The organism is Gammaproteobacteria bacterium, from assembly GCA_016199745.1.
Taxonomy (GTDB): Bacteria; Pseudomonadota; Gammaproteobacteria; order Acidiferrobacterales; family Sulfurifustaceae; genus JACQFZ01.
The window spans coordinates 61,830-84,418 of record JACQFZ010000004.1 but is presented as its reverse complement, the minus strand read 5'-3'; the positions used below and the strand labels follow the sequence as shown (position 1 = coordinate 84,418).

At 57.7% G+C, this 22,589-nt stretch carries 20 protein-coding genes and 1 pseudogene; 9 read left to right on the top strand and 12 right to left on the bottom strand.

From position 1 onward, the window contains the following. Positions 1–104: 104 nt before the first annotated feature. Complete coding sequence (locus HY308_01005; GenBank protein ID MBI3896855.1) at positions 105–494, bottom strand: hypothetical protein; 390 nt, start codon at positions 492–494, stop codon at positions 105–107. 19 nt (positions 495–513) lie between these two features. Beyond that, positions 514–1,275 carry a hypothetical protein gene (locus HY308_01000; protein ID MBI3896854.1) on the bottom strand — a complete coding sequence of 254 codons (762 nt, stop codon included), beginning with the start codon at positions 1,273–1,275 and terminating at the stop codon, positions 514–516. Between the two features lie 306 nt (positions 1,276–1,581). Between HY308_01000 and HY308_00995 the strand changes: the two genes are divergently transcribed. Continuing rightward, positions 1,582–2,421 (top strand): aldo/keto reductase, encoded by an 840-nt coding sequence (locus HY308_00995; GenBank protein ID MBI3896853.1) that lies wholly within the window; start codon positions 1,582–1,584, stop codon positions 2,419–2,421. 217 nt (positions 2,422–2,638) lie between these two features. Next, positions 2,639–3,197, top strand: a pseudogene (locus tag HY308_00990) (transposase). A gap of 18 nt (positions 3,198–3,215) precedes the next feature. Here the strand turns inward: HY308_00990 and HY308_00985 are convergent. The 4 genes from HY308_00985 to HY308_00970 all read right to left on the bottom strand — a co-directional run bounded on the left by HY308_00985 (position 3,216) and on the right by HY308_00970 (position 6,160). Continuing rightward, on the bottom strand, positions 3,216–3,482 hold the full coding sequence (locus HY308_00985; protein ID MBI3896852.1) for a transposase: 267 nt from the start codon (positions 3,480–3,482) through the stop codon (positions 3,216–3,218). A 154-nt stretch (positions 3,483–3,636) separates the two neighbouring features. Beyond that, a complete protein-coding gene (locus HY308_00980) occupies positions 3,637–4,062 on the bottom strand; it encodes a hypothetical protein (GenBank protein MBI3896851.1) in 426 nt (141 codons plus the stop codon). Between the two features lie 2 nt (positions 4,063–4,064). Beyond that, positions 4,065–5,039: a DUF4935 domain-containing protein gene (locus HY308_00975; protein ID MBI3896850.1), complete on the bottom strand. Its 975-nt coding sequence runs from the start codon at positions 5,037–5,039 to the stop codon at positions 4,065–4,067. A gap of 203 nt (positions 5,040–5,242) precedes the next feature. Then, on the bottom strand, positions 5,243–6,160 hold the full coding sequence (locus HY308_00970) for a LysR family transcriptional regulator (GenBank protein MBI3896849.1): 918 nt from the start codon (positions 6,158–6,160) through the stop codon (positions 5,243–5,245). A 110-nt stretch (positions 6,161–6,270) separates the two neighbouring features. Between HY308_00970 and HY308_00965 the strand changes: the two genes are divergently transcribed. Together HY308_00965 and HY308_00960 are read left to right on the top strand one after the other, a co-directional pair. Then, entirely contained in the window at positions 6,271–6,897 is a 627-nt protein-coding gene (locus HY308_00965) for an FMN-dependent NADH-azoreductase (protein MBI3896848.1), read from the top strand. 104 nt (positions 6,898–7,001) lie between these two features. Further along, a complete protein-coding gene (locus HY308_00960) occupies positions 7,002–7,871 on the top strand; it encodes a pirin family protein (protein MBI3896847.1) in 870 nt (289 codons plus the stop codon). A 239-nt stretch (positions 7,872–8,110) separates the two neighbouring features. On the opposite strand, the gene HY308_00955 is transcribed toward HY308_00960, so the two are convergent. Continuing rightward, the gene (locus HY308_00955; GenBank protein MBI3896846.1) at positions 8,111–9,445 is read right to left on the bottom strand and encodes an aspartate aminotransferase family protein; all 1,335 of its coding nucleotides are present in this window, start codon (positions 9,443–9,445) and stop codon (positions 8,111–8,113) included. Between the two features lie 51 nt (positions 9,446–9,496). On the opposite strand from HY308_00955, the gene HY308_00950 reads away from it, so the two are divergent. After that, the gene (locus HY308_00950) at positions 9,497–9,688 is read left to right on the top strand and encodes a DUF1289 domain-containing protein (protein ID MBI3896845.1); all 192 of its coding nucleotides are present in this window, start codon (positions 9,497–9,499) and stop codon (positions 9,686–9,688) included. On the opposite strand, the gene HY308_00945 is transcribed toward HY308_00950, so the two are convergent. The 4 genes from HY308_00945 to HY308_00930 all read right to left on the bottom strand — a co-directional run bounded on the left by HY308_00945 (position 9,685) and on the right by HY308_00930 (position 13,902). Beyond that, complete coding sequence (locus HY308_00945) at positions 9,685–10,146, bottom strand: DUF1857 family protein (GenBank protein ID MBI3896844.1); 462 nt, start codon at positions 10,144–10,146, stop codon at positions 9,685–9,687. The two genes, HY308_00950 and HY308_00945, sit on opposite strands and share 4 nt — an antisense overlap. A gap of 126 nt (positions 10,147–10,272) precedes the next feature. Next, positions 10,273–10,467: a hypothetical protein gene (locus HY308_00940; protein ID MBI3896843.1), complete on the bottom strand. Its 195-nt coding sequence runs from the start codon at positions 10,465–10,467 to the stop codon at positions 10,273–10,275. A 202-nt stretch (positions 10,468–10,669) separates the two neighbouring features. Continuing rightward, entirely contained in the window at positions 10,670–13,081 is a 2,412-nt protein-coding gene (locus tag HY308_00935; protein ID MBI3896842.1) for an EAL domain-containing protein, read from the bottom strand. Positions 13,082–13,248: 167 nt separating this feature from the next. Beyond that, entirely contained in the window at positions 13,249–13,902 is a 654-nt protein-coding gene (locus tag HY308_00930; GenBank protein MBI3896841.1) for an HAD family hydrolase, read from the bottom strand. Between the two features lie 94 nt (positions 13,903–13,996). On the opposite strand from HY308_00930, the gene HY308_00925 reads away from it, so the two are divergent. Together HY308_00925 and HY308_00920 are read left to right on the top strand one after the other, a co-directional pair. Then, positions 13,997–14,479, top strand: coding sequence for an RNA pyrophosphohydrolase (locus tag HY308_00925; GenBank protein ID MBI3896840.1), 483 nt, complete (start codon positions 13,997–13,999; stop codon positions 14,477–14,479). A 194-nt stretch (positions 14,480–14,673) separates the two neighbouring features. After that, positions 14,674–15,294 carry a rhomboid family intramembrane serine protease gene (locus tag HY308_00920; protein ID MBI3896839.1) on the top strand — a complete coding sequence of 207 codons (621 nt, stop codon included), beginning with the start codon at positions 14,674–14,676 and terminating at the stop codon, positions 15,292–15,294. Positions 15,295–15,412: 118 nt separating this feature from the next. On the opposite strand, the gene queF is transcribed toward HY308_00920, so the two are convergent. After that, positions 15,413–17,440, bottom strand: coding sequence for an NADPH-dependent 7-cyano-7-deazaguanine reductase QueF (gene queF, locus HY308_00915; protein MBI3896838.1), 2,028 nt, complete (start codon positions 17,438–17,440; stop codon positions 15,413–15,415). Between the two features lie 83 nt (positions 17,441–17,523). Between queF and smc the strand changes: the two genes are divergently transcribed. Both smc and HY308_00905 read left to right on the top strand, forming a co-directional pair. Next, the gene (smc, locus tag HY308_00910) at positions 17,524–21,033 is read left to right on the top strand and encodes a chromosome segregation protein SMC (GenBank protein ID MBI3896837.1); all 3,510 of its coding nucleotides are present in this window, start codon (positions 17,524–17,526) and stop codon (positions 21,031–21,033) included. 322 nt (positions 21,034–21,355) lie between these two features. Next, positions 21,356–22,564, top strand: a complete 1,209-nt coding sequence (locus HY308_00905; protein ID MBI3896836.1) for a cell division protein ZipA C-terminal FtsZ-binding domain-containing protein — start codon at positions 21,356–21,358, stop codon at positions 22,562–22,564. Positions 22,565–22,589 lie beyond the last annotated feature (25 nt).

The window sequence follows — 22,589 nt, the reverse complement described above, 5'->3', positions numbered from 1 at the left end:
ATTTGAACAATGATCCCGTTGCTCATTTATTAATTCACTCCGATCTCTATAGTTATAGTTCTGCGCTTCTCAACTTTCATCTGTCACCTTTTCCGGTCGTTGACTCATTGAAGACCTTGCTGCGTTTGGATCCTCTTCGCATTGCAGATCGCCGGATTCGTTTGCGCCTCGACCGAGTCCTCGCATTGGCCACGGTCGATCGATAATTGTGTACCCGTACCCGGTGTCGTGGCGGCGGCGGTTGTTGGGCCGCTGTTGATTTCGGCGAGATATTCCTGGACGCAACCTTGTGTCGCATAGCCACAGGCAGCGAGTTGGGAACACCATTGTTGTGCCAGCGGCTGCCAGCTGAACCCTGCTGGTAGCGGGTCGGGCGGAAGCGGGACGCTGAAGTTACAGGCGGTCGGCGCTGTGGGCGGCGACGTGGAAGTGCAACTCGCGCAGGCCAATGCGAACAAGACGCTCAGGGCAGTTACCGTTTTGGCGTTCATCATGAGTGCTCCTCGTGCTGGATTATGGCGCGGGTATCGCCGGCAAGAACCACAGATCTCCAAACGAGCGTTGGCCAATGTTCGGGTTCAAGTTACCCGGCGCTGGCGTTGCCGGTCCGGCGTAGAACCACACCTTATGCGACGGAAAGAACGTATAGAGGGTCGTTCGCGCAATGGTGTAGGTCGGCAGTCCGCGTGCATCGACACCACAGGTCACGGTCGCGTCGAACTTATGCCAGATATCCGAACGAGCACGTGCCGCCAGCGCCTGAAACGCTGGCTCGACGATCGGGTTTGGATGTCCCGACAGCACAAATCCCCAACCGCCAGTCGCCGCTAAGTTGTCCCGTGCCACCGGCGCATTGACGATGCCGTTTATCAAAGGCGCTTCCGGTCCAGCCGCTGTTGGACCCGGCGTGACCGCGGTCGGTGCCAGCGGTAACGGATTCCCCGCCTGACAACGAAAACTCAGATCGACTTGCCCGCGTATACGCGCATCCAACGGATTGACGACGGCGCCGTTAGGCGGATTCTCGCCGAGACTGGTTGCACGACAGAACGCGCGGAACGCCGCCCGATTGGCCGCGGCGATTAAACCCGGGCCGGCGCCGACCACACGCGTAGCGCTCGCTGGGCAGTCGGCGGCAGGGATGGTGTTGATGAATAGTTTGGATTCGTACTTGGGGGTAAACGTAAGGATCGGGGGTTGTGCCTGCGCCAGTGGTACCTGCAACAAGCATCCTAGAGTACAGAGTGCGACGACCGACACATCAATGCGGATCATTTGTCCCTCCTTGGAGTGAAAAAAATGAAGCAGCGTAGCCAAACTCCGACCGACTTTTTCTATAAAGTAGGGTGTACATTGCGCACCCGTCAGATATTCATCATCCTCAAATGAAGTGTGTTGTGCACCTGATGAGTCGCGGAACGAGCGATGCTCCGTGTACGCACGAACCATAGACATAGTACGTTGGTTTGCGCGCGGTTAGATATAGTTTTAGGTTGGCTGAGAGCAAGTCGGGGAACAGATTGGACTACACCCAGTTAAGTAATTGTTAACAAGCGTCCTTTCACTCGCGAGGGCAACGGAATGGAAAATAACTTCATCGTTTCTACCAGCGGCGTGCGCAGTCCCCGGATCATCTACGGAACCGCGTGGAAGAAAACCCAAACCGCAAGCCTGGTGCAAAGCGCGATTCAGCGAGGATTTCGCGGCATCGATACCGCATGTCAGCCCAAGCACTATGACGAAGCCGGTGTCGGCGCGGGACTGGCCGCATGTCTGAACGACAAACTGACGCGCGCTGATTTCTACCTGCAGACCAAATTCACGCCGCCATCCGGCCACGACCCGAATCGGATTCCGTACGATCCCCAAGCACGGCCCGCCGAGCAGGTCGCACAGTCGTTTACGACGTCGCTACGCAATCTGCAGACCGAGTATGTCGACTGCCTCATCCTGCATTCCCCCGTCGCCGAAACACAATTGACGCAAGTGTGGCAGGCGCTGGAACGGATCGTCGACGACGGCGGAGCGAGACAATTAGGGATTAGTAATTGCTACAACCTCGATTACCTCGAGGCACTGTATCGCTCGGCGAGGATAAAGCCAGCTGTGGTACAGAATCGTTTCTACGCCGACACCCACTACGACCACGAGATCCGCGCCTTCTGTCGACAACACCGGATCATTTACCAAAGTTTTTGGACGCTGACGGCTAACCCCCATATCCTCGCGCACGCCAACCTGACAGCATTGGCATCCAGCTACCAGCGCACCCCAGCGCAAATTTTATTCCGTTACCTGACTCAGCTCGACGTCGTACCGTTGACCGGAACCAAAACCGAAGTGCATATGCGCGAAGACATCGAGATCTTCGATTTCGTGTTGACGCTGACGGAGATCGATAAGATTACTGCATTGTTCTGAATCATGCTTTTCGAACGATAGGAAAATAATAGCGAGCGCAGGGTGGGCGAAGCCCACGCGTTCATTCGCCAACATGGAAGTTGTCTCTCGCGCACATACCGATGAAAACCCGAATGCGGCCAATCGGAGGCACGATGCACCAGGCCGTGCTTTACCGGATTGTAATGAATGTAGCAAATGTAGCGTGCGCCATGCGCACGTCCCTTACAATCGCACCATGGCCACCTTCCGCCGATTCACCGTCCCCGGCGCAACCTATTTTTTTACGGTCAATACCTATCAGCGCCAACCACTGCTTACCGAAACCCCGTTTTACGACGCCTTAAAACAAAGTATCCGATCCGTTCAAACAACGCATCCCTTCACCATCGAGGCGTTTGTTTTGCTACCCGATCATCTGCACTGCATTTGGACTCCGCCGAAAAACGACGCCGACTACGCCACCCGTTGGAATATCATCAAACGCACCGTCAGCCAAAAAACACGTGACATCATCTCGCCCCCCGCTAACTCGATCGCGCCAACAACGCGGCGAGTTGGGATTATGGCAACGCCGATTCTGGGAACATCAAATTCGTGATGAGCGTGATTTCGAGAAACACGCGGACTATATTGATTGGAATCCGGTTAAACACGGCTACGTGAAACAGCCGAGCGAATGGCGCTATTCAAGCTTTCATCGATTCGTCGAGCGCGGTGTGTACTCCGTGGATTGGGCATCGCCTCGAGTAGACGCCATAGAACATGATGATGGCGGTTTCGGAGAGATGGATTAATCGTGCGCATGGCGCACGCTACACTTGCTGTGAAAAATAGCCCTTGATCCGTTGCCAACGCGTCGAGAAATCTCCATCCGCGGACGGCAATCGCCACAGCGCGTGCAAATGATCCGGAAGAATGCAAATCGCCACGGTGTCGAAGGGCAGTTCCCGCGCTACCTTGCTGTAAGCCACACGGAGTAAATCGATGTGGTCGGTCAACAACGACGATCGCCGATCGGCTAAATTGACCGTGAACAAAAACGTGCCTCCCGGTGCGATGGTGCGTCGATAGCGGGACATCGTGGCATGTTATCGAATCCGCGTGGGCTGCGCCCACCCTACGCTTGCTTGCTATTTCAGACCCGTTTCCACGGATAGCCCCAGGCTAAGTTCGAATCGACGTTAGGCAATCTAAACGCCCGCATCGCATGCTTGTGTCAGAATCCGCACGTTGCTAAAACGCGAGAGTGGCGAGCCCTGCTGGCAACGGACCACCAATGAAGAATCCATCTTCAGAAATTCCTATGCCTACTTGAAATCCAGAAACCATAGCATTCTGAATTCTATTGGTTCCAATTCGAATCTCTTGAGATGAAATTTCGCATTCCGGAAGGCTACCGCTTAAATCACGGAATAATTTGCGCGGTGGAGAGTAGAAAAGCACGGGCGCGCCATTTTTGAAGATTACAAGTCCGTCTTCTTTGTCCGAAAACTCGATGTTGGTCCAAGGCTTGTTTGTCACGATTTCCGGCCGTGCAATAGATTCACTAAGGTCCACTACCGAAAGTTCGCCGGAAGGGTGTCCGATGATAGCCCGTTTACCCCAAAGCACCGGGATCTTTACGTCTCTAAATACTTGCGTCCCAAAACGAATATTCATGCTCAACTCCTCAGCAAACTTCTTAGCTCATCCGCTACCTGCTCAATGTTTGTTGTGTCACGAAAACGATCCAGTGCCAACTTCTCTTTTTCCTGAGGGCCTATCTGTCTGGCACACTCTATTGCTCTTTCGCCCAATGACAGGCTAAGCAAAATCGGAACTCCACCAAGGGATACCATTCTCGCAGATACTGGCGACGAGACTTCCTTGATTCCGATTGTTCGAAGCATGAACTTCAGAACAAGCGAACCGTTTGCCTCATTTACCTTTCGAAGTTCCTCGATGCCGACAATTGATTCCGGTTTTAAATCGACACCTTGTCTCTGCAAATTCATCGAAAACATAAGCAACTGGTCAACGACGGCTTGAATGTGATGCGGCCTTTGATTCAATCTCTGGTCGAGGTCCGATTCGCTCTCGACTACTTCGATGGAAGCTGTTTTTCCTTCGTCAGAAGCAGCTCCATTGTGAAACAATCCATCACCTGATACCAATAAGATCGGCGTCTTGCTAGCTCGAGCATAGCTGACCAGTTGACACCAAATTAATCTATCTCTGTATTCTTCTCCGGTAGGATTTTTCTTTGGCAACGGAGACAATCGATAGGACGTACGTCGTTCGGCCTCCCTATAGTCTTCTATGGTCGGCTCAAGCAAATAAACGGTTGAGAAATATTTCCGTAGGACTGTGGCGATGTCTATATTGTGTTTCTTTTCCGTAATCTCAGGGGACACCTCGTACCCTGCATTTCGCAGCAGTTTATGTGCATCTAAAAGACTTTTCTGCGCAGTTTCAGCTTGTAAAGCGAGCCACGCATTTGTTTCGAGTCTTACGGTATTAGGGAGAGCAACCAAGTCCTCGCGCGAAAATGCCAACTTGATCTGATCGTGCAATTTCTGCGGCAGTTTTTCGATTCGATAGTCTGAATCGCCAAAAGATCTCAGGTAGTTCGTATCGAAAACGATAGTCTGCGGCATGTTTAACTGTCCGGTGGCGCGCGTAGGTGTAACACAATCTGGCCAAGGCTGGAATGGAGACTGACAGCGTCGAACTTCGGAACCATTAGAGTCGAATTTCCTACCTACTACAATTGAGTGTCAGTTTCGGATCGACCCTCAGGGCGTTACTATCCGACGGTTTCTGTCAGATCCTGCCTGAATTAGCGTAGTAGCGAATGCACTTATGTCCCAGCCTTCGTCGTCTGCGAATGCCGCATACACTCACTCGCCACTGACTCGACAATGATCTGCGCCAGCCGCTGCGTTCCCGGTCCGGCGGCGTCGCGGTCGGCGTAGATTAAATACAGCTCGGCGTAACGATCGCCGCCATCGCGTAGCGGCAACGGCTTCAACGAACCCTCGGCCAATTCCTTGCGAATCTTTTCTTCCGGAAACCAAGCGAAGCCATAACCGCTGCGCGCGGCTTCGATCGACGTTGTCATGTGGCCGACGGTCCAGCGTTGTTCGACTTGTACCGTCAACCTGTCGGTGCGTTTGACGCCGGAGTCACGTACCACGAGATGACGATGGCCGTGCAGATCTTGCACCGTGAGCTCGCGGTTTAATTGATGCAGCGGATGATCGGGATGCGCCACCGGCAGGAAGCGTAAGCGCATCAGCGGTTGCCCCATGAAACCGGACGGCACTTGCGCGGCGATCGCGAGGTCGGCTTGGCCGTGCAGTAGCGCTTCGGTGGTTCCGCTCAATACCGATTCGATCAGGTTGAGGCGTGTGTGCGGGCTTTCGCTGTTGAAGCGGTCGAGACATTTCAGTAGCAGCCACGTCGGAAAAATAATATCGACGGCTAGGTGAATCTCCGCCTCCCAACCGGCGGACAATTTGCGCGCGGCGCGTTCGAGATCGACGGCGTCGCCGAGCAATGTGCGGGCGCGGCGGTAGAGGAGTTTGCCGGTGGGGGTGAGGATTGCTTTGCGGCCTTGGATTTCGAACGCTTTTACGCCGAGCAGCGATTCCAGTTTTTGCACGGCGTAGGTGACTGACGACTGACTTTTGTGTAGCGCCTCGGCGGCTTGCGCATAACCGCCGGCCTCGACGACCGCCATCAGGGCGCGCCATTGTTCCAGGCTAATGTGGGGCATCTCGGCCATGATCGAATAATCCGATGGGTAGACGCGAAATATTGATCTTTTTCATCGGATGAGTAAATCCTTTAATGACGTCACAGTCCAAACATTAACGGAGAAACACCATGACGACATTACTGCAGATCAACTCCAGCCTTTTCGCCGGCCACGGTCAGTCGAGCCAGCTCGCCGATCGTTTCGTCGCCGCTTACCGCGCCGCGCATGCGGATACGACGGTTGAAGTGCGCGACCTCACGCGGCAACCGCTGCCGCATTTGACGGCCGAACGGTTCCAGGCGTTTCTCGCTAAGCCGGGCGAGCGGACGGCGGTGCAGCAGGCGGTGATCGACGAGTCGGATGTGTTGATCGATGAGTTGAAACGTGCGGATGTGATCGTGCTCGGGTTGCCGATGTATAACTTTGGCGTGCCGTCGGTGTTGAAGGCGTATTTTGATCATGTCGCACGCGCTGGTGTTACGTTTCGCTATACCGAGACCGGGCCGGTGGGTTTATTGACCGGTAAGAAGGTTTACGTGTTCTCGACCCGTGGCGGGTTGTATGCCGGCACGTCGCTCGACACCGAGACGAGCTATGTGCGCGACTTTCTTCGGTTCATCGGGATTGACGATGTCGAGTTTGTGTACGCGGAAGGATTGGCGTTGGGTGATGCCAGCAAGATCTCAGCGTTGGCGCGGGCGGAGTCGACGATTGAACGGTTGGCGGTATCCGAGAAAGTTGCGGCGGCGGCGTAGCGATACACAAACCCACCCCCACCCTGTCCCTCCCCCTGAGGGGGAGGGGACGTGATGGTGGAGAGTAGTGGCTACTGAAGCATTGGATAATTGAGGAGAGTGTGATGACGACACGTGCGTTGCAATACGTTATTGAATCGGTGCCTACGTCTGACGGCGCTGGCGTTAAGTTGCGGCGCAGTATTGGCGTTGGCGGTCAGCGGTGGGATCCGTTTCTGATGTTGGATGAATTTTCGTCCGACAATCCGGACGATTACGTCGCTGGATTTCCGCCGCATCCGCATCGTGGCTTCGAGACCGTGACCTACATGCTCGATGGTCACATGCGTCATGAGGATCACCTCGGTAATCGCGGCGATCTCAAACCGGGTGGTGTGCAGTGGATGACTGCCGGCCGCGGCATCGTGCATTCGGAGATGCCGCAGCAGGTGGCGGGACGCATGCGTGGGTTTCAGTTGTGGATCAATTTGCCGGCGCGCGAAAAGATGAAGCCGGCGTCGTATCGTGATATCGAGCCGGCGGAGATTCCCGCGGTGGCGTTGGCGGGTGGTGGCCAGGTGAAAGTCATCGCGGGTACGCTGACGGTGAACGGCGCGACCACATCGGGACCGATTCGTAACGTGAGTACCGATCCGTGGTATGTCGACGTCGTGTTGCCGGCGGGGGCGAGGTTTGCGCATGCCGTTGCTGCCGATTACAACGCGTTTATTTATCCGTACGAAGGCGATGTGCGCGTCGGTGGTGGGGATTCGCCGCGTCGACTCGCGGCGCAGAACGCTGGGTTGTTATCGGGTGGTGATCAGATCGAGATCAGCGCGATCACCGATGCGCGTTTCATTCTGCTGGCGGCGCGGCCGCTGGGCGAACCGATCGTGCAGTACGGGCCGTTCGTGATGAACACGCGTGAGGAGATTGAGCAGGCGATTCAGGACTATCAGAGTGGTGCGTTTGTGCGGGCGGTGGAGACGTCTTAGTTCTCGACGTTAATTAATGCGTCTCCTTCTCCCCTTGCGGGAGGTGAGACGGGGTTTTCGCGAACACACTTAACGTGTGTTCGCGCCGTCGAACGGGTGCGCACGATTTTCGCGCACCCCGGCGGGAATAGAACAAGGGAGAGGGGGAATTTTCGGAGTCGATGATTTATATGATCACCCCTCTTCCCCGGCCCCTCTCCCGCAAGGGGAGAGGGGAGTGGCAGACGAGGCTCGGGAGACTACGAACCCAAATCCTTAGTCGCTTTCAAAACGTTGGCGATACCGTCGATCAAGCGATCGATCTCTGACTTTTCGATGATCAATGGTGGCGACAGGGCGATGATATCGCCGGTGGTGCGGATCCAAAGATTCTGTTCCCAGAAGCAGCGGAGAAACACTTCCTGCACTCGTGCGCCCGGTTTGCCCGGCAACGGTTCGAGTTCGATGCCAGCGAGCATGCCGAGATTGCGGATGTCTTTCACGTGCGGCAATCCACGCAGGCTGTGTACCGCGTCTTGCCAGTAGTCACTGAGAGAAGCAGCACGTTCGATCAAACCGTCTTGTTGCAATACATCTAACGTTGCGATCGACGCGGCGCAGGCCAGTGGATGGCCGGTGTAGGTATAGCCATGATAGAAGTCGATCTGGCCATCGGCCGCAGCGCTTGTAAACGCGTCATAAATTTCTTGGCGCACAATCACTGCGCCGAGCGGCACGGTGCCATTGGTCAATGCTTTGGCGCAGGTGATGATGTCTGGTGTGATGCCGAAATAATCGGCGGCGAAGTTCTTGCCGAGTCGGCCGAAACCGGTGATGACTTCATCGAAGATCAGCAAGATGCCGTGCTTGTCGCAGATGCGGCGTAGTTCCTGCAAGTAACCCTTTGGCGGAAGAATGACGCCGGTCGATCCTTGCAGCGGTTCGACGATAACCGCGGCTACCGTGCTCGGGTCGTGGAGCGCCAACAATCGCGTTTCCAACTCGCCGGCGAGTTCGGCCCCATGTTCCGGCAACCCGCGCGAGAAGGCGTTGCGCTTGATGTCGAGCGGGTGGCGCAAATGGTCGACGCCGGGCAACAGTGAACCGAAGTGTTTACGATTGCCGGCCATGCCGCCGACCGAGAGTCCGCCGAAGCCGACGCCGTGATAAGCGCGCTCGCGACCGATTAACCGAGTACGGCCAGATCGACCACTGATGTGGTGATAAGCGAGAACAATCTTGAGCGCGGTATCGACCGCTTCCGAGCCGGAGTTGGTGTAGAACACACGGTTGAGACCCTTCGGTGCGAGCGCTACCAATCGTTCCGCGGCTTCGAACGCTTTTGGGTGACCGACGTTGAAGCTCGGCGCAAAATCCAATTCGGCAACTTGCTGCTGCACCGCGGCGACGATGTGTGGATGCGAATGACCGGCGACGACGCACCACAAGCCGGCGGAGCCGTCCAAAATTTTGCGGCCGTCGGCGCTTTGGTAATACATGCCTTTGGCCGAGATCAATAGTCGCGGCTCCGCTTTGAATGCACGGTTAGCGGTGAACGGCATCCATAGAGCGTCAAGATTGAGCGACGTCGGCATGGTTAAACTCCTCGGTGTCGGCGAACGGCAATATCGTGGGCCATAGTCGAATTGAATGATAAGTCTAGAACCGAACTCGCGCCGTGCACCGGCGTTTGCCAGCTCGCTCCCACAACGCAGTTGTGTAGCGGTTGCCGGCGCACCTTGGCGAAGATCGCCGGCTGGTCGACGTATTCCGCCGAGCAAAAGCAAACGGTGCTGCAACAACTGCCTAATCGGCAAAAAATACCGCCGTCGACTTAAAGCAAACCTTCGGCGGCGAGCTCGCGGATCGCCCGCACGGTGTCGATGTCGGCCTCGACATAGGCCGATTTACGAAACTCGTTGTAGTAATCCACGTCGATGGCGTGGGCGACATCGAGCTGGTAATCGAAGCGCAGAAAAAACTGTTCCGGCTGTGGTTCCTCGATGCGCATCAACAAGCGGCCGCCTGGCATATCTTTGGACGACTCAATCTCGTACTGCACTTGCGTTTGCGGTTCGAAGGTCACGCGATCGCGAACCAACACGTTGCCGAAACGAAGTTGGCGCGTCAGCGTCGTCGGCCCGCGTTCGAGAATCTGACACTCATCCAGTCCAAACACGAAATACTTCGGCTTCTCAGCGCGTGCCACCAGTCCGTTCCAAAGTTGCTCGCGCGATAGCGGCGGGATCTCCGGCTTCGACGGATCGTTGATCTGAATTAAGTGGCTGAAGTTCATTACACGCTCGGTTTACTACACCCTAAATTCAGACCGAGAAAGTTAAAGACTTTTTCGGTACTCATAAAAAAACCGGCCCATCGCCAGGCGACAGGCCGGTTGATACTGCGACAATCTAAATGCTTACTACTGGGTGGTGGTGGTGCTACCGGTTTCCGGAGCAGCCGGGGCAGCGGGAGCGGCCGGAGCAGCTTCAGCAGCCGGGGCGGCAGGAGCAGCAGCCGGGGCTTCGGTGGTGGCCGGAGCCTGGTCTTTCTTCTGGCAGGCGCCGACGGCCGCCACCGCGGCAAGCGCCGCAAGCAGAATGGCATACTTTTTCATGACTTTACGTTTTCCTTATAGCTAGGTAACGACAGGGGAGTGGTACATCTACCTTATTGAGCATATTTCTACTCAATGAGCCCGTATTGTTCTTAAACTGAAGAAATATTGCAATCACCTGAGACCAGAAAAAGGCTTAAGGGAGCGCAGTTTCTCGGGGTTTTAGCGACCGCACGGGGCACGTGCCTTGCGCGCTAATTTGCTATGAGCCCAGCTGCGGAAGGCCAAAAAGCAGGCCTTGGGCGTTGCCGATGCCAATTTTGCGCAGTGCTTGGTGAGTAGCCTCGTTTTCGACGCTCTCGGCGATAGTTTGCATACCGAATGATTGCGCCAGCGTGTGGATGTGAGTGACGATTTTTCGGTCGGATTCGTTGTCGACCATGCCACGCACGAACGACCCCTCGATTTTCAAATAATCCGGACGGAACTGGTTGAGGAAGTTATAGGTGGAGTAGCCGCTGCCGAAGTCGTCGAGCGCCAGCTTGCAGCCGAGCGCGCGTAGCTCTTGGATGTCTTGCCGCAGGGTATCGCTGATGGGGATCGACTCACGCTCGGTGATTTCGATGGTAATGGCGCGTCCTGCCTCACAGCTGGGTTTGAGAATCGAGCCCAATTCCTTGACGTAGCCGCGATCGTTGAAGGACGACAGATCGACGTTCAGAAACAGCGCTTGTTCGGCAGGTGTGATGGCGAGGGCGGTGCGGATGATGTGCAGGTCGACATCACGCGTCAGCCCAAGCTCCTCGGCGACGGCAATGAAGTCTTTCGCTTGGATGATGGTACCGTTGACGCGCATACGCGCCAGTACTTCGTACGCCATTGGTAAGCCGGTTTGCATGTCGCAGATCGGCTGGAACGCCGGATGAATGTTGCCTTCCTCGAGCGCGGTGCGCAGCTGAAAGCCCTGGCTGAAGATCGACATCATCGCCTGGCTGACGTCGGGCGACAGCACCTCGATGCGATTACGGCCGCGGCGTTTGCTGTGGTACAGCGCGACGTCGGCCGCGCTCACCAGCTCTTGCGCGTTGCGCCCATGGGTCGGCGCCTCGGCCACGCCGAGCGACGACTGTAGTTGCATGCTGCCGACCGGCAGCGGCACGCGCGTCAGGCTGATTTGTTGGTGCAGCTTCTGCGCAATCTTGGTGGCGTTCTCGAGGTTGGTGTTCTTCAGCACCATGGCGAATTCGTCGCCGGCTAGGCGAGCAATATAGTCATTGCGCCGTACCTGTTGCTTCAAGAGTTGCGCCGTTGTGCGCAATACCTCGTCGCCAAACGGATGGCCGTATGTGTCGTTGATGAATTTGAAACCATCGAGGTCGATCAGCAGCAGACACACTGACCGGCTCTTAGTGAGATGATCCGACAGGATGACTTCGAGCTGGGTATCGAAGTGGCGCCGGTTGTAGAGCCCGGTTAACGGGTCGGTGACCGACATGTGATAGAGCTCGTCTTGGTACCGGCTCAGCAACCGATTGAGCTCGACGCTCTTGGTAATATCGCCGAGCGTACCGATAACGCCGGTAAAAACGCCGCCACTGTCGATTTGCGCGTCGGCATCGACGCTGACCCAGAGCTTTTTGCCGGAGGCCGTACGAAACGGCACCTCGCGGCCTTTTTCGTGCAATTCGGCCAAATGTTGCGGCGCGAAATCGCGCACGGCGTCTTCGTCGAGCAGGAAATCGCTGAACGTCTTACCGATCGTTTCGTCGATCTTATGGCCAGTCAACCGTTCCCACGCTGGATTGAGAAACACCACCTGCCCGTCCGAGTCGATCTCGAACAGGATCTCGTGCATGCCGTCGATTAGTTTGCGTAGTTGCGTTTCGCTGTGTTCGAGCAACTCGCGCGCTTCCGACAGGCTGTTGATGTAGTGGCGCATCGCCGCCGAACCGTCGGTGAATGCCTGATTGAGCTCTTGAATTTCGCGGCTACTCGATGGCATCAGCTTGATGCCAGGCTTCCAATTGCCGCGCGAAAATTCGCGGGCCCATTCGGTCAGCGGTTTCAGCGGCGCGGTAAAGCGGGCGAGCAGGGTATAGGCAATGATGAAGGTAAGCAGCAGCAGCGTTGCCGTTACCGCTGCGCCTTGAACAATGAGATGGTGGACGGCCGCGTTGAGCGGGGCGACGGCGAGCGTGAACTCGACGTGCTTGGCGCCGCTGGCGCTTTGGAGCGTCGTCGACAGTCGGCGCGGAGTTGTCGCCTCCGGCGTCAGTAGGCGCGTATACCAAGCAGCCGGCTCGGTGTCATGGACATATTCGTAAAGCCGAGTTCCGGAGGCGTCGGTGATGCGAATCGCCGCAATCGCCGGATCGTCGGCAATATGGCTGACGTAGCCGTCCAGTCCGAACACTTTGTCGGTGGCGATCATGCCTTGCACCACCGGTGCCAGAGTTTGGATCAGGCGGTGGCCGAAATTTTCTTGTGCTTCGAGTTGTACGTGGGCGGTGTACTTAGCGAGAGCGATGGTTACCAGTACGGCGGTCAACAGAATCAGGCCGGAGAAAGCGGCGGTGAGTCGAGCCTGCAAGCTGCCGGGTAGTCGCAGCCGACTAATCATATTGCCGAGATTGCTGAGCCGCTGCGTTCGGGTGTGGTTGAGGAATGCTGCCATCGTTAGGAGTAATTTGGCGAAGGCCGCGGCGTTAACGAGGCAGGCAGTATAGCCGAGGTCGTCGGCGCTGGGCCAGACGATAGGTCGATTTGGTCCGTCTATCGGATTGTGATGGTTCCTCTATCACTGGCGGCGCTGCCGGCGTCCGCCAGTGACTTACCGTTGTACTAGCGCAGGCTGATGATCGGCCAACCGCGCGCCTCGGCGGTTTTGCGCAAAATCGGATCGGGGTCGACCGCCACTGGGTGCGTTACCGTTTGCAGTAACGGCAAATCGTTGTGCGAATCGCTGTAGCCATGGCTGCCATTCAGCTCGCCGGGATGCACCTTGAGCCATGCGTGCAGCCGCTCGACCTTGCCCTCGCGGTAGCACGGTGTGCCGGCGACGCCGCCGGTGTAGCGGCCGTCGCGTTGCTCCGGTTCGGTAGCGATCAGGTGCGTAACGCCGAGGACCCGGGCGATGGGCCCGGTCACGAAGCTATTGGTGGCCGTGATGATGACCAGCGTGTCGCCGCGTGTGCGATGTTTTTCGAGCAACGCCTTTGCGCCTGGCGCGATCATCGGCAGGATGTGACTCTGCATGAATTCGGCATGCAATCGATCGAGCGTCGCGCGGTCGTGCCGTGCTAGCGACGCCAATGAAAATGCCAGAAATTCGTAAATGTCGAGTGTGCCGGCTTCGTATTGTTTGTAATAGCGGTCGTTCGCCGGCCGGAAGGTAGCACCGTCGACCAATCCGCGTTCGATTAAGAATTCGCCCCAGGCGTAGTCACTATCGCCGGCGAGCAATGTGTGGTCGAGATCAAAGAGTGCGAGAGTCACGATGGTAATGAATATGTAGTGTTGTTAGGAAAAGGGTAGCGTAAAACAGGCACAGCTATTATAAGTATCGAAAAGCGCTGTTGATGAGCTAACAATGATAGACGAACAAGGTTACCGACCCAATGTCGGTATTATCCTTTGCAACGTGGCCAGTCAAGTATTCTGGGCACGCCGTCGCGGGCGCGATGGCTGGCAGTTTCCCCAGGGTGGGATCAAATCGCACGAGACCGCGGAACAGGCGTTGTACCGCGAACTGTATGAAGAAGTCGGCCTCGGCGAAGAGCACGTCGCGCTGCTCGGCCGCACGCGCGATTGGTTGTATTACGACATTCCCGACGATTATTTGCGCCGTACCTGCCAGCATCGTCCGTTCCGTGGCCAGAAGCAGATCTGGTTCTTGCTGCGGTTTGTTGCGTCGGAAAACGACGTCTGCCTGGACCGAGGGATCGAGAAACCGGAATTCGACAGTTGGTGCTGGGTCGACTATTGGAGCACGCTCGATCACATCATCGATTTCAAGCGCGACGTGTATCGGCGTGCGCTGGCGGAGCTCGAGCCGTTACTGAAGATCGCGTAGTGCTTATGGATCGGATCGTTGCTGTTTTACGTAGCGCTTATGCGCTACCAGAACTACCATATCGTCGCCGATATGTTTGTCACGAGCATTGTCGTCAGTGTGCCTGTGGTGGTGGGGTTGCGATATCTGTATTCATTCATTGGCGTACCGATTGTTACGGTCACGCAAAAATTAATTAATTCGACGCGTAAAACATGATTAAAGTATCACCGACTTCCCGACGAAATTTAAAATTTTATTTCTCCTTCACGGTGGCTCTCATTGCCATCAGCGTTATCGTTTCGCTGATGTCGAACTTGGGCTCGTCGGCGAATGTTTTGCAACCGCTGTTCATTGCCGGTGTTGATGGCACAGGATCGGAAATCTTATCGGGAGAAATTTGGCGGTTGATCACGCCGATCTTCATTCACTTCGGTATTCTGCATCTAGTGTTCAACATGATGTGGTTGTGGGATCTGGGTAATCTCATTGAAGGAAAGCGCGGGCCGTTGTATTTCGGCGGATTTGTATTGGTCGTTGGGATTGCCTCCAATCTCGTCCAATACTTGTGTACCGGATCGCCTTACTTCGGCGGCATGTCAGGGGTCGTGTACGGGCTTCTCGGTTATATCTGGATGCAGGGGAAATACAACCCGCGCTTCGGTTATAGGCTGCATCAACAAACCGTCGTTATGATGCTGGGTTGGTTTGTGCTTTGTTGGACCGGTTTGCTGGGTCCGATCGCTAATTGGGCGCATACCGCCGGTCTTGTGATCGGTGTGGCTTGGGGTTATCTCGAACGGGGAAAACGTCCATCGGCGTTGCGACCCACGTGAGTCGCCGGATCGGAAGACCGATGCCGTGGAGTTGGAATAGAGCGTAACGACGGCGGGGTGAACAAAATTTTCTCCGCCGATGACGAGCGAGAGTCAGAATCAATATCCAGGGTTGCGCTCAAACAAAAGTTTCCTGCACCACGCCCGCCGCCAGCAGCGCCGCTCCGCAAGCCGTATGTTGAAACCGTGCCGACTTCGGCTTAACGCCGACGATATGTTCGCGTAGCCGTGTCCACGCCGAATTTTGGCTGCCGCCGCCGATAGTCCAAAGTGCTTTGAGCTTGGGTGCGCCGAGCTCGGCCAGGCGTGCATAACCTTGGCTTTCGATGCGGGCGATGCCTTCGAGTAAGCCTTGTAGGAAGACGGTGCTATCGCCGGGCAGGGGTTCCAGGCGTGGTTCCAAACGCGGGTCGTTTACCGGGAAGCGCTCGCCGGTTGCAGGGAGTGGGTAATAATTGAGGTCGGTCGGGTGCTCGGGTTCGAGCAATGTCGCCATTTCCCGTAGATGCTCGACCGTGAAGTACTGCAACAGTATCGCGCCGCCGCTGTTAGATGTGCCGCCCGTGAGCCAGCGCTGTCCGAGGCGATGGCTATAGACGCCATAGCGGTTGGCGAAAATCGGCTTCGGCGAAATCATCTGCAGCGTCAAATTATTGCCGAGGATAGTGACGCCGTGGCCCGGTTCGAATACGCCGGTTGCCAGAAAGGCGGCGACCGTGTCGGTCGTGCCAGCAGTCACTTCGGTATCGGTGAGCAGGCCTAACGCCTTGGCGGTGTCAGCGCTGATGCGGCCAATGGTTTCGCCGGGCGCATGGACCTTCGGCAATAGCGCCCGGTTGACATCCAGCTCGTCGAGCCACTTCGGCCACGCTAGCTTTTGTGGGTCGTAACCCAGTGTTAGGCAATTGTGGTAATCGCTATGGCCGTAACTGCCGGTGAGGCGGTTACTGATCCAGTCGGCCGCGTGCAACACATGCGCGGCGCGGGCGTGCACTTTGGTAGCTTGTAACCATAAGAGCTTCGCCAGGCTGCCACTGGTGCCAAAAGCCGCCGACGTATCGTCGGCGATAGCGGCAATACGCTCAGCCTCGTCTTCGGCGCGGCGATCGTTCGCCATCAGTCCGGGCGATTGCGGCTGACCATTCTTGTCGGTGAACAGTATCGTGCCGGTGCTGCCGGCGACGGCGATCCGGTGTACGCGTTTCGCGTCGACCTGACCGACCAATTCTTTGAGACAGCCGCTGACCGCTTTCCACCAATCATTCGGATCTTGCGTGACTTGTTTTCCCTGGCGCAGCGCCGCCGGCAGCGTCGCTTCGGTACGGGCCAGTACCCGTTGCTTAGCGTTCAGCGCCACGGCGCGGCAGCCGCTGGTGCCGAGATCGATACCTATATAGATATCGCGCGGCGGTTCCGGCCGCGCGACCGGCTTCGGTGGAACCGGGGGAGCCGTCGGTTTCGCGGATGGCGGTGTTACCGCGACCGTCGGTTCAGCCGGCGGAGAATTCGGTCGGCGTCGCGCCAGCATGCGCAAGCGATCCGAAGGCGAGGTCGGCGAGTTATCGGGGGCAGCTGCGGTTGCCTCCGGAAACGAGACTTCGGACACTTCGAGATTGAGCGGCATGAACGGTTTGCGTGTATCGGCCGTGGCGCGCAGGACCGGTTCCGGCGCCGCTGGCGTTACCGGCATCGGTGCGGCGGCGACGGGCGCAACGGTGACAACGGCTACCTGGGTAGCGTCCTGCTCGGTCCGGGGAAGGTCGTCCGGCATTGCCGGCGGCTGGCGGAAGCCGGGCTGCCGATGCTCGGCGGTAACGGTCGTGTACACACCGCCGCGTACGTTGAACTCGGCGCGCAGGCGCATGTAGCGCGGCTGGGTGGCCGCCACCAAGTCGCTCAGGATCGCGTTGGTGACTTTCTCGTGGAAGTGGCCCTCGTTACGGAACGACCAGATGTAGAGCTTGTACGATTTCAGCTCAACGCATAGCTGGTCGGGCACGTATTCGAGGTAAAGTGTTGCGAAGTCCGGCTGGCCGGTCTTCGGACACAGACAGGTGAATTCGGGTGTACGGATCTCGATGATATAATCGCGGTCCGGTTGCGGGTTCGGAAACGTTTCTAAAGTTCTAGTTGGGCTGGTGGTCATCGTTGCGGAATAGGCGTGGGAAACTGCGTTGTCCTTCGTTAGAATTGTAACACTATTAAAGAGGCAGGCAGGCGCTATCCTTCATGCGACTTAAGACTATCCGGCTCGCCGGCTTTAAATCCTTCGTTGATCCCACCACAGTTCCCATTAACGGCAGTCTTATTGGTGTCGTTGGTCCCAACGGTTGCGGCAAGTCGAACATTATCGACGCCGTCCGCTGGGTCATGGGCGAATCATCGGCCAAGCATCTGCGCGGCGACTCGATGGCGGACGTCATCTTTAACGGCTCGAACGCGCGCAAGCCCGTCGGTAAAGCGGTCGTCGAGCTGATATTCGATAATACCGCGGGCCGTGCCGGCGGCGAATACTCGAACTATGCCGAGATCGCGATTCGCCGCGAGGCTGGCCGCGATGGCCAGTCGGATTATTTCTTGAATAAGACGCGCTGCCGCCGTAAAGACATTACCGATCTATTTCTCGGCACCGGCCTTGGACCGCGCGCTTACTCGATCATCGAGCAAGGCATGGTCACGCGCATCATCGAAGCCAAGCCGGAAGACCTGCGCGGCTTTATTGAAGAGGCCGCCGGTATCTCGCGTTATAAAGAGCGCCGGCGCGAAACCGAGATCCGCATCAAGCATACGCTCGAAAACCTGGCGCGCGTCGACGACATTCGCAAAGAGCTCGACAGCCAGCTCGGCAAGCTGAACAAGCAATCGAAAGCCGCCGCCAAGTACAAAGAATTGAAACAAGAAGAGCGCACGGTGCGCGCGCAATTGTTGGCGCTGCGTTACCGCGAGCTCGACGAAAAACTGAACGCGCAAGACAGCATCATCCGTGAGCACGAGACCGCGCTCGAAGCGGCATTGGCAGCGCAGCGCGAGATCGAGGCCGGCATCGAGCAACGTCGGTCGGAACATACCGAAGCGCTCGACGCGCAGAACGCGGTGCAGGCCGAGTACTACTCGGTCGGCAACGAGGTGTCGCGGTTGGAGCAAGCGATCGAGCACGCGCGTGAAACACGCGAAGCGTTGAAGCGCGAGCAAGATCAGTTGAATCGTGCTTGGGCTGAGGCCGAAGCGCATTTGAACGCCGATCGGGCACGACTGACCGAGCTCACGCAAAAGCTGGACGAGATCGGTCCGCAAATCGGTAACTACGCCGCCGAGCGTGATGCCGCGACCGTGGCGTTGCGCGACGCCGAAGCGGCGGTACAGGCGTGGCAGGAAGAGTGGGAGGCGTTTAACACTGCCGCCGCCGAGCCGGCCAAGACGCGCGATATTCAAAGTGCGCGCATTCGCCAACTCGAATCGCAAGTCACGCGCTTGACCGAACGCCGCACGCGCTTGGCCGATGAAGCGCAAGCCGTCGAAAACGAATTGAAGGCCGCCGGCCTCGACGCCGTGCGCGATGAAGCGCGCGCGCTTGATGAAACCTGCGCCACGCTTGAACAATCGCTCAACGAAAACACCGGTCGCGTCCAAGAGACCCGCAATCGCGGTGATGAGCTCAATCGCACCGTAACTGCACGCCGCGGCGAACAGCAGTCGGCGCAGGCGCGCCTGGCGAGTTTGCGCGAGCTGCAGGCGGCCGCTGAGGCGCGGCACGATGCCGGCATCAACGATTGGTTGCGCCAGCGCGGCCTTGAACAGGCGCCGCGATTGGGCAGTCGCTTGCATGTCGAGTCGGGCTGGGAAACCGCGGTCGAGCGCGTGCTCGGTGCGCGTTTAGCGGCGGTCTGCGCCGAACGTTTGCCGGATGTCACCAGCGGCCTGGCGGATCTCAAGCCGGCCCATCTCACCGTGCTCGATCTCGCGGCGCCGCGTGCTAACGATAGTATCCGCAGCGGCGCATTGCTCGAGCAGGTCCGCTCCGATATCGATCTCGCCCCGTTGTTGGCCGGCGTTTACACCGCGACCCATCTGAACGATGCGTTGAGCCGGCGCGAGTCGCTGGCGGCACACGAATCGTTCATCACACCGACCGGCGAATGGGTCGGGCGCAATTGGTTGAGCTTGGCGCATGCCGCCGGTAACGAGCGTGGTTGGCTCGCGCGTGAGCGCGAGATCGAAACCATCGAGCGCGGTTGCGCCGAGCGTGGTACCGAGATCGACACGCTGACGGCCAGTTTGACGCAGGCGCGCACCGAGCTGTCCGAGCTCGAACAGCGGCGCCAGCAGCTGACACGCGAGCTCAACGAACAGCAACGCCTGCGCGCCAAGGGCCGCGAACGTCTCGGCCTCGAGCAAGAACGGCTGACGCAGTTGGAAGGCCGCGGTGCCAAGCTCGCGCGTGAGCAACAAGAGCTCGATGTGCAGTTAACGCGCGATCAGGCCGACGTTGCTGCCGCAACCGAATTGCTACGCCAGGCCGAAGCCGACAGCAGCACGCACGAGGCGCGTCGCGCCGAACTGCAGGCGCGCCGGCAAGTGGTGCAAGACCAGTTGGCCGCCGGCCGCCGCGCCGAGACCGAAGCGCGCGACCGCGCGCATCACAGCGAGATCGAGCAGCGCACCTTACAGACGGCGTTCGAGTCGACGCGTGCCAGTATCGTTCGACTCGAAGCGCAGCTAAGCAGTTTGACGGCGCGGCGCGAAGAGTTGGCCGAGTTGCTGGCCGACAATCGCGATCCGGATGAAGAGCTGCGTCAGGAATTGAATCTGCAGCTGACGAAGCGGCTGGAAATCGAGCAGCGCCTGAACGACGCACGCCGCATTACCGGCGAGATCGATGCGGCGTTGCGTGAGCAAGAACATCAGCGGGGTCAGGCGGAGAAGCAGGTGCAGGAGATTCGCTCAGGTCTGGAGAGCGAGCGCGTGACGCGTCAAGAGTTGGTCGTGCGACGCGATACCCATGCCGAGCAGGTACGCGAGGCCGGTGCCGAGCTGGCGCAAGTGTTGACCGAGATGCCGGCGGAAGCGAATGAGCCGGACTGGCAAGAACGTTTAGATCAGCTGGCGAACCGTATCGAACGACTAGGTCCTATTAACCTCGTTGCGATCGAAGAGTTCGAAGAGCTGTCGCAGCGTAAGGGCTATCTCGACAAGCAGGCGGACGATTTACAGCAGGCGTTGGCGACGCTCGACGAGGCCATGAAGAAGATGGACGCCGAGACCCGCACGCGTTTCCGCGAGACCTTCGACAAGGTCAACGAGAATTTCCAATTGTTCTTCCCGCGTTTGTTCGGCGGCGGCAGCGCTTACCTCGAGCTGACCGACAACAACTTGCTCGAGACCGGCGTGTCGGTAATGGCGCGCCCGCCGGGCAAGCGCAACAGCACGATTCATCTGCTGTCCGGCGGTGAAAAGGCGTTGACGGCGGTGGCGTTGCTGTTCTCGATCTTCGAGCTCAATCCGGCACCGTTCTGTTTGATGGACGAGGTCGATGCGCCGCTCGACGACGCCAACGTGCAGCGCTACGCCGAAACATTGAAAACGATGTCCGAGCGCACACAGTTGCTGTACATCACCCACAACAAGATCAGCATGGAGATGGCCGACATCCTGTTGGGTGTCACCATGTCCGAGCCGGGCGTGTCGCGGTTGGTGGCGGTCGATGTCGAAGAGGCTATGAAGATGGCGGCGCAGGCGTAATTGGCAGTCGCCCTCTTTCTAGGAAGAGGGTGCTGCGATCAGGTGCGGGGTATGACCTAGCCGGTCTTTACCCCGATCATCGGTGAAGGTGTGCGTCGCGTTTTTTAACGAGACGCGTTAACATTCAGCAGCCTAGCGCTAGAGCAGAAAACTTGACGCCAGCCCTGCGACCAGAACACCCAATCGAACTCAATAAAAGACGACCGCGAGCCGTGCACGCGCTTTCAGACGACCTTCCGCCCGAATTTAGAGAATCTTTCTGCGTGCTTAAGAAGCCGTCCGAGCGCGCGCCGTTTTCACCCAGCATCCGCGTGACATTGTCATGATGAATCTGCAGATCGCTCTGCTAGTCATCGGCATCGTTATCATTGCCATCATCGCCGTATCGGCGCTCGATCGTGATCGATTGACGCGCTCTTTCCGGCGTTTGCATTTCTCATCGAACGGTGCCGGCGGCCTACTCAATCGGCGCGAGCCGGTTGTGCAGGTCGATACGCCGTCGCCGATCGCCGATCCGCGTTTTCTCAAGGCGGAAGCAACGGTACCGGCCGATCTGCCGGCAGACTCGGATATCGATCCGGTCAGCGATGCGTTGGCTGATATCGAAGAGGTGGCGAACCAGCCGCTCAATCTGAACCCGGGCTTCGATCCGCCGGGCACCGGGCCGGAAGCGGTGCGCCCCGGTGAGCGCCAAATGTCGCCGATCGAGGCAATCGATTTTGTGGTTCATTTGCCGGGTCCGGGACCGGTACGCCGGCGGGCGGCGTTGTCGGTTTACAAGCAGAACGAGTACAAGCTTGACTACCCACGGCAGCTCTACGGTCAGCGCTATCAAACTAATTTCTGGTCGACCTTGCAGTACGATTCCGACGTAACGCAGTACAGCGACCTTAAGCTCGCGATCCAGTTGGTCGATGCCCGCGGGCCGATCGGTGAGACCGAGCTCAATACGTTCGCACAGGTGGGTCTCAAACTTGCCGATGCGTTACACCGGCCGTCCAAATTTTCGATTACGTTTGAGCAGGCGATCGAACGGGGCCGCGAGTTGACGGCGTTTTGCGATGAGCATGACGTCATTGCCGGCGTAAACGTCGTCACCGAGGCGCATACGCCGTTCAAAGGGCGGGCGCTGTTGGCGGCGATGGAGCACGAGGGCATGACGCTCGAGGCTAAGAATATCTTTTATAAGCGCGACAACGGCCGGCTGCTCTATTGTCTATCGAACCTGTACAAGCCGGGTAACTTCGATCCGGAAATGTGGGACAGTTTCCGGACGCCGGGCCTGACGCTGTTCATGAGCGTTCCCAGCGTCGCCGAGCCGACCGAGGCGTTCGATCATATGGTCGATACCGCCAGGTCGGTGGCGCGTTTTCTCGATGGCCAGTTGTTGGATCAAGACCGGCGCCCGCTGACCGATAAGGGCATTACCGCCATCCGCGCGCAGATCCACGGCATCGACGTCAAGATGCGCGCCTTCGGCATCGCTCCCGGTAGCGAAGCGGCGCTGCGTTTGTTCGCCACCGATCTCTAGAACAATGTAGGGTGGGCGGTGTTTT

Bases quoted from the DNA above. Each gene is read 5' to 3' on its own strand.
- HY308_01005 (MBI3896855.1), bottom strand. From the start codon at position 494: ATGATGAACGCCAAAACGGTAACTGCCCTGAGCGTCTTGTTCGCATTG.
- HY308_01000 (MBI3896854.1), bottom strand. From the start codon at position 1,275: ATGATCCGCATTGATGTGTCGGTCGTCGCACTCTGTACTCTAGGATGC.
- HY308_00995 (MBI3896853.1), top strand. From the start codon at position 1,582: ATGGAAAATAACTTCATCGTTTCTACCAGCGGCGTGCGCAGTCCCCGG.
- HY308_00985 (MBI3896852.1), bottom strand. From the start codon at position 3,482: ATGTCCCGCTATCGACGCACCATCGCACCGGGAGGCACGTTTTTGTTC.
- HY308_00980 (MBI3896851.1), bottom strand. From the start codon at position 4,062: ATGAATATTCGTTTTGGGACGCAAGTATTTAGAGACGTAAAGATCCCG.
- HY308_00975 (MBI3896850.1), bottom strand. From the start codon at position 5,039: ATGCCGCAGACTATCGTTTTCGATACGAACTACCTGAGATCTTTTGGC.
- HY308_00970 (MBI3896849.1), bottom strand. From the start codon at position 6,160: ATGCCCCACATTAGCCTGGAACAATGGCGCGCCCTGATGGCGGTCGTC.
- HY308_00965 (MBI3896848.1), top strand. From the start codon at position 6,271: ATGACGACATTACTGCAGATCAACTCCAGCCTTTTCGCCGGCCACGGT.
- HY308_00960 (MBI3896847.1), top strand. From the start codon at position 7,002: ATGACGACACGTGCGTTGCAATACGTTATTGAATCGGTGCCTACGTCT.
- HY308_00955 (MBI3896846.1), bottom strand. From the start codon at position 9,445: ATGCCGACGTCGCTCAATCTTGACGCTCTATGGATGCCGTTCACCGCT.
- HY308_00945 (MBI3896844.1), bottom strand. From the start codon at position 10,146: ATGAACTTCAGCCACTTAATTCAGATCAACGATCCGTCGAAGCCGGAG.
- HY308_00940 (MBI3896843.1), bottom strand. From the start codon at position 10,467: ATGAAAAAGTATGCCATTCTGCTTGCGGCGCTTGCCGCGGTGGCGGCC.
- HY308_00935 (MBI3896842.1), bottom strand. From the start codon at position 13,081: ATGGCAGCATTCCTCAACCACACCCGAACGCAGCGGCTCAGCAATCTC.
- HY308_00925 (MBI3896840.1), top strand. From the start codon at position 13,997: ATGATAGACGAACAAGGTTACCGACCCAATGTCGGTATTATCCTTTGC.
- HY308_00920 (MBI3896839.1), top strand. From the start codon at position 14,674: ATGATTAAAGTATCACCGACTTCCCGACGAAATTTAAAATTTTATTTC.
- queF (MBI3896838.1), bottom strand. From the start codon at position 17,440: ATGACCACCAGCCCAACTAGAACTTTAGAAACGTTTCCGAACCCGCAA.
- smc (MBI3896837.1), top strand. From the start codon at position 17,524: ATGCGACTTAAGACTATCCGGCTCGCCGGCTTTAAATCCTTCGTTGAT.
- HY308_00905 (MBI3896836.1), top strand. From the start codon at position 21,356: ATGATGAATCTGCAGATCGCTCTGCTAGTCATCGGCATCGTTATCATT.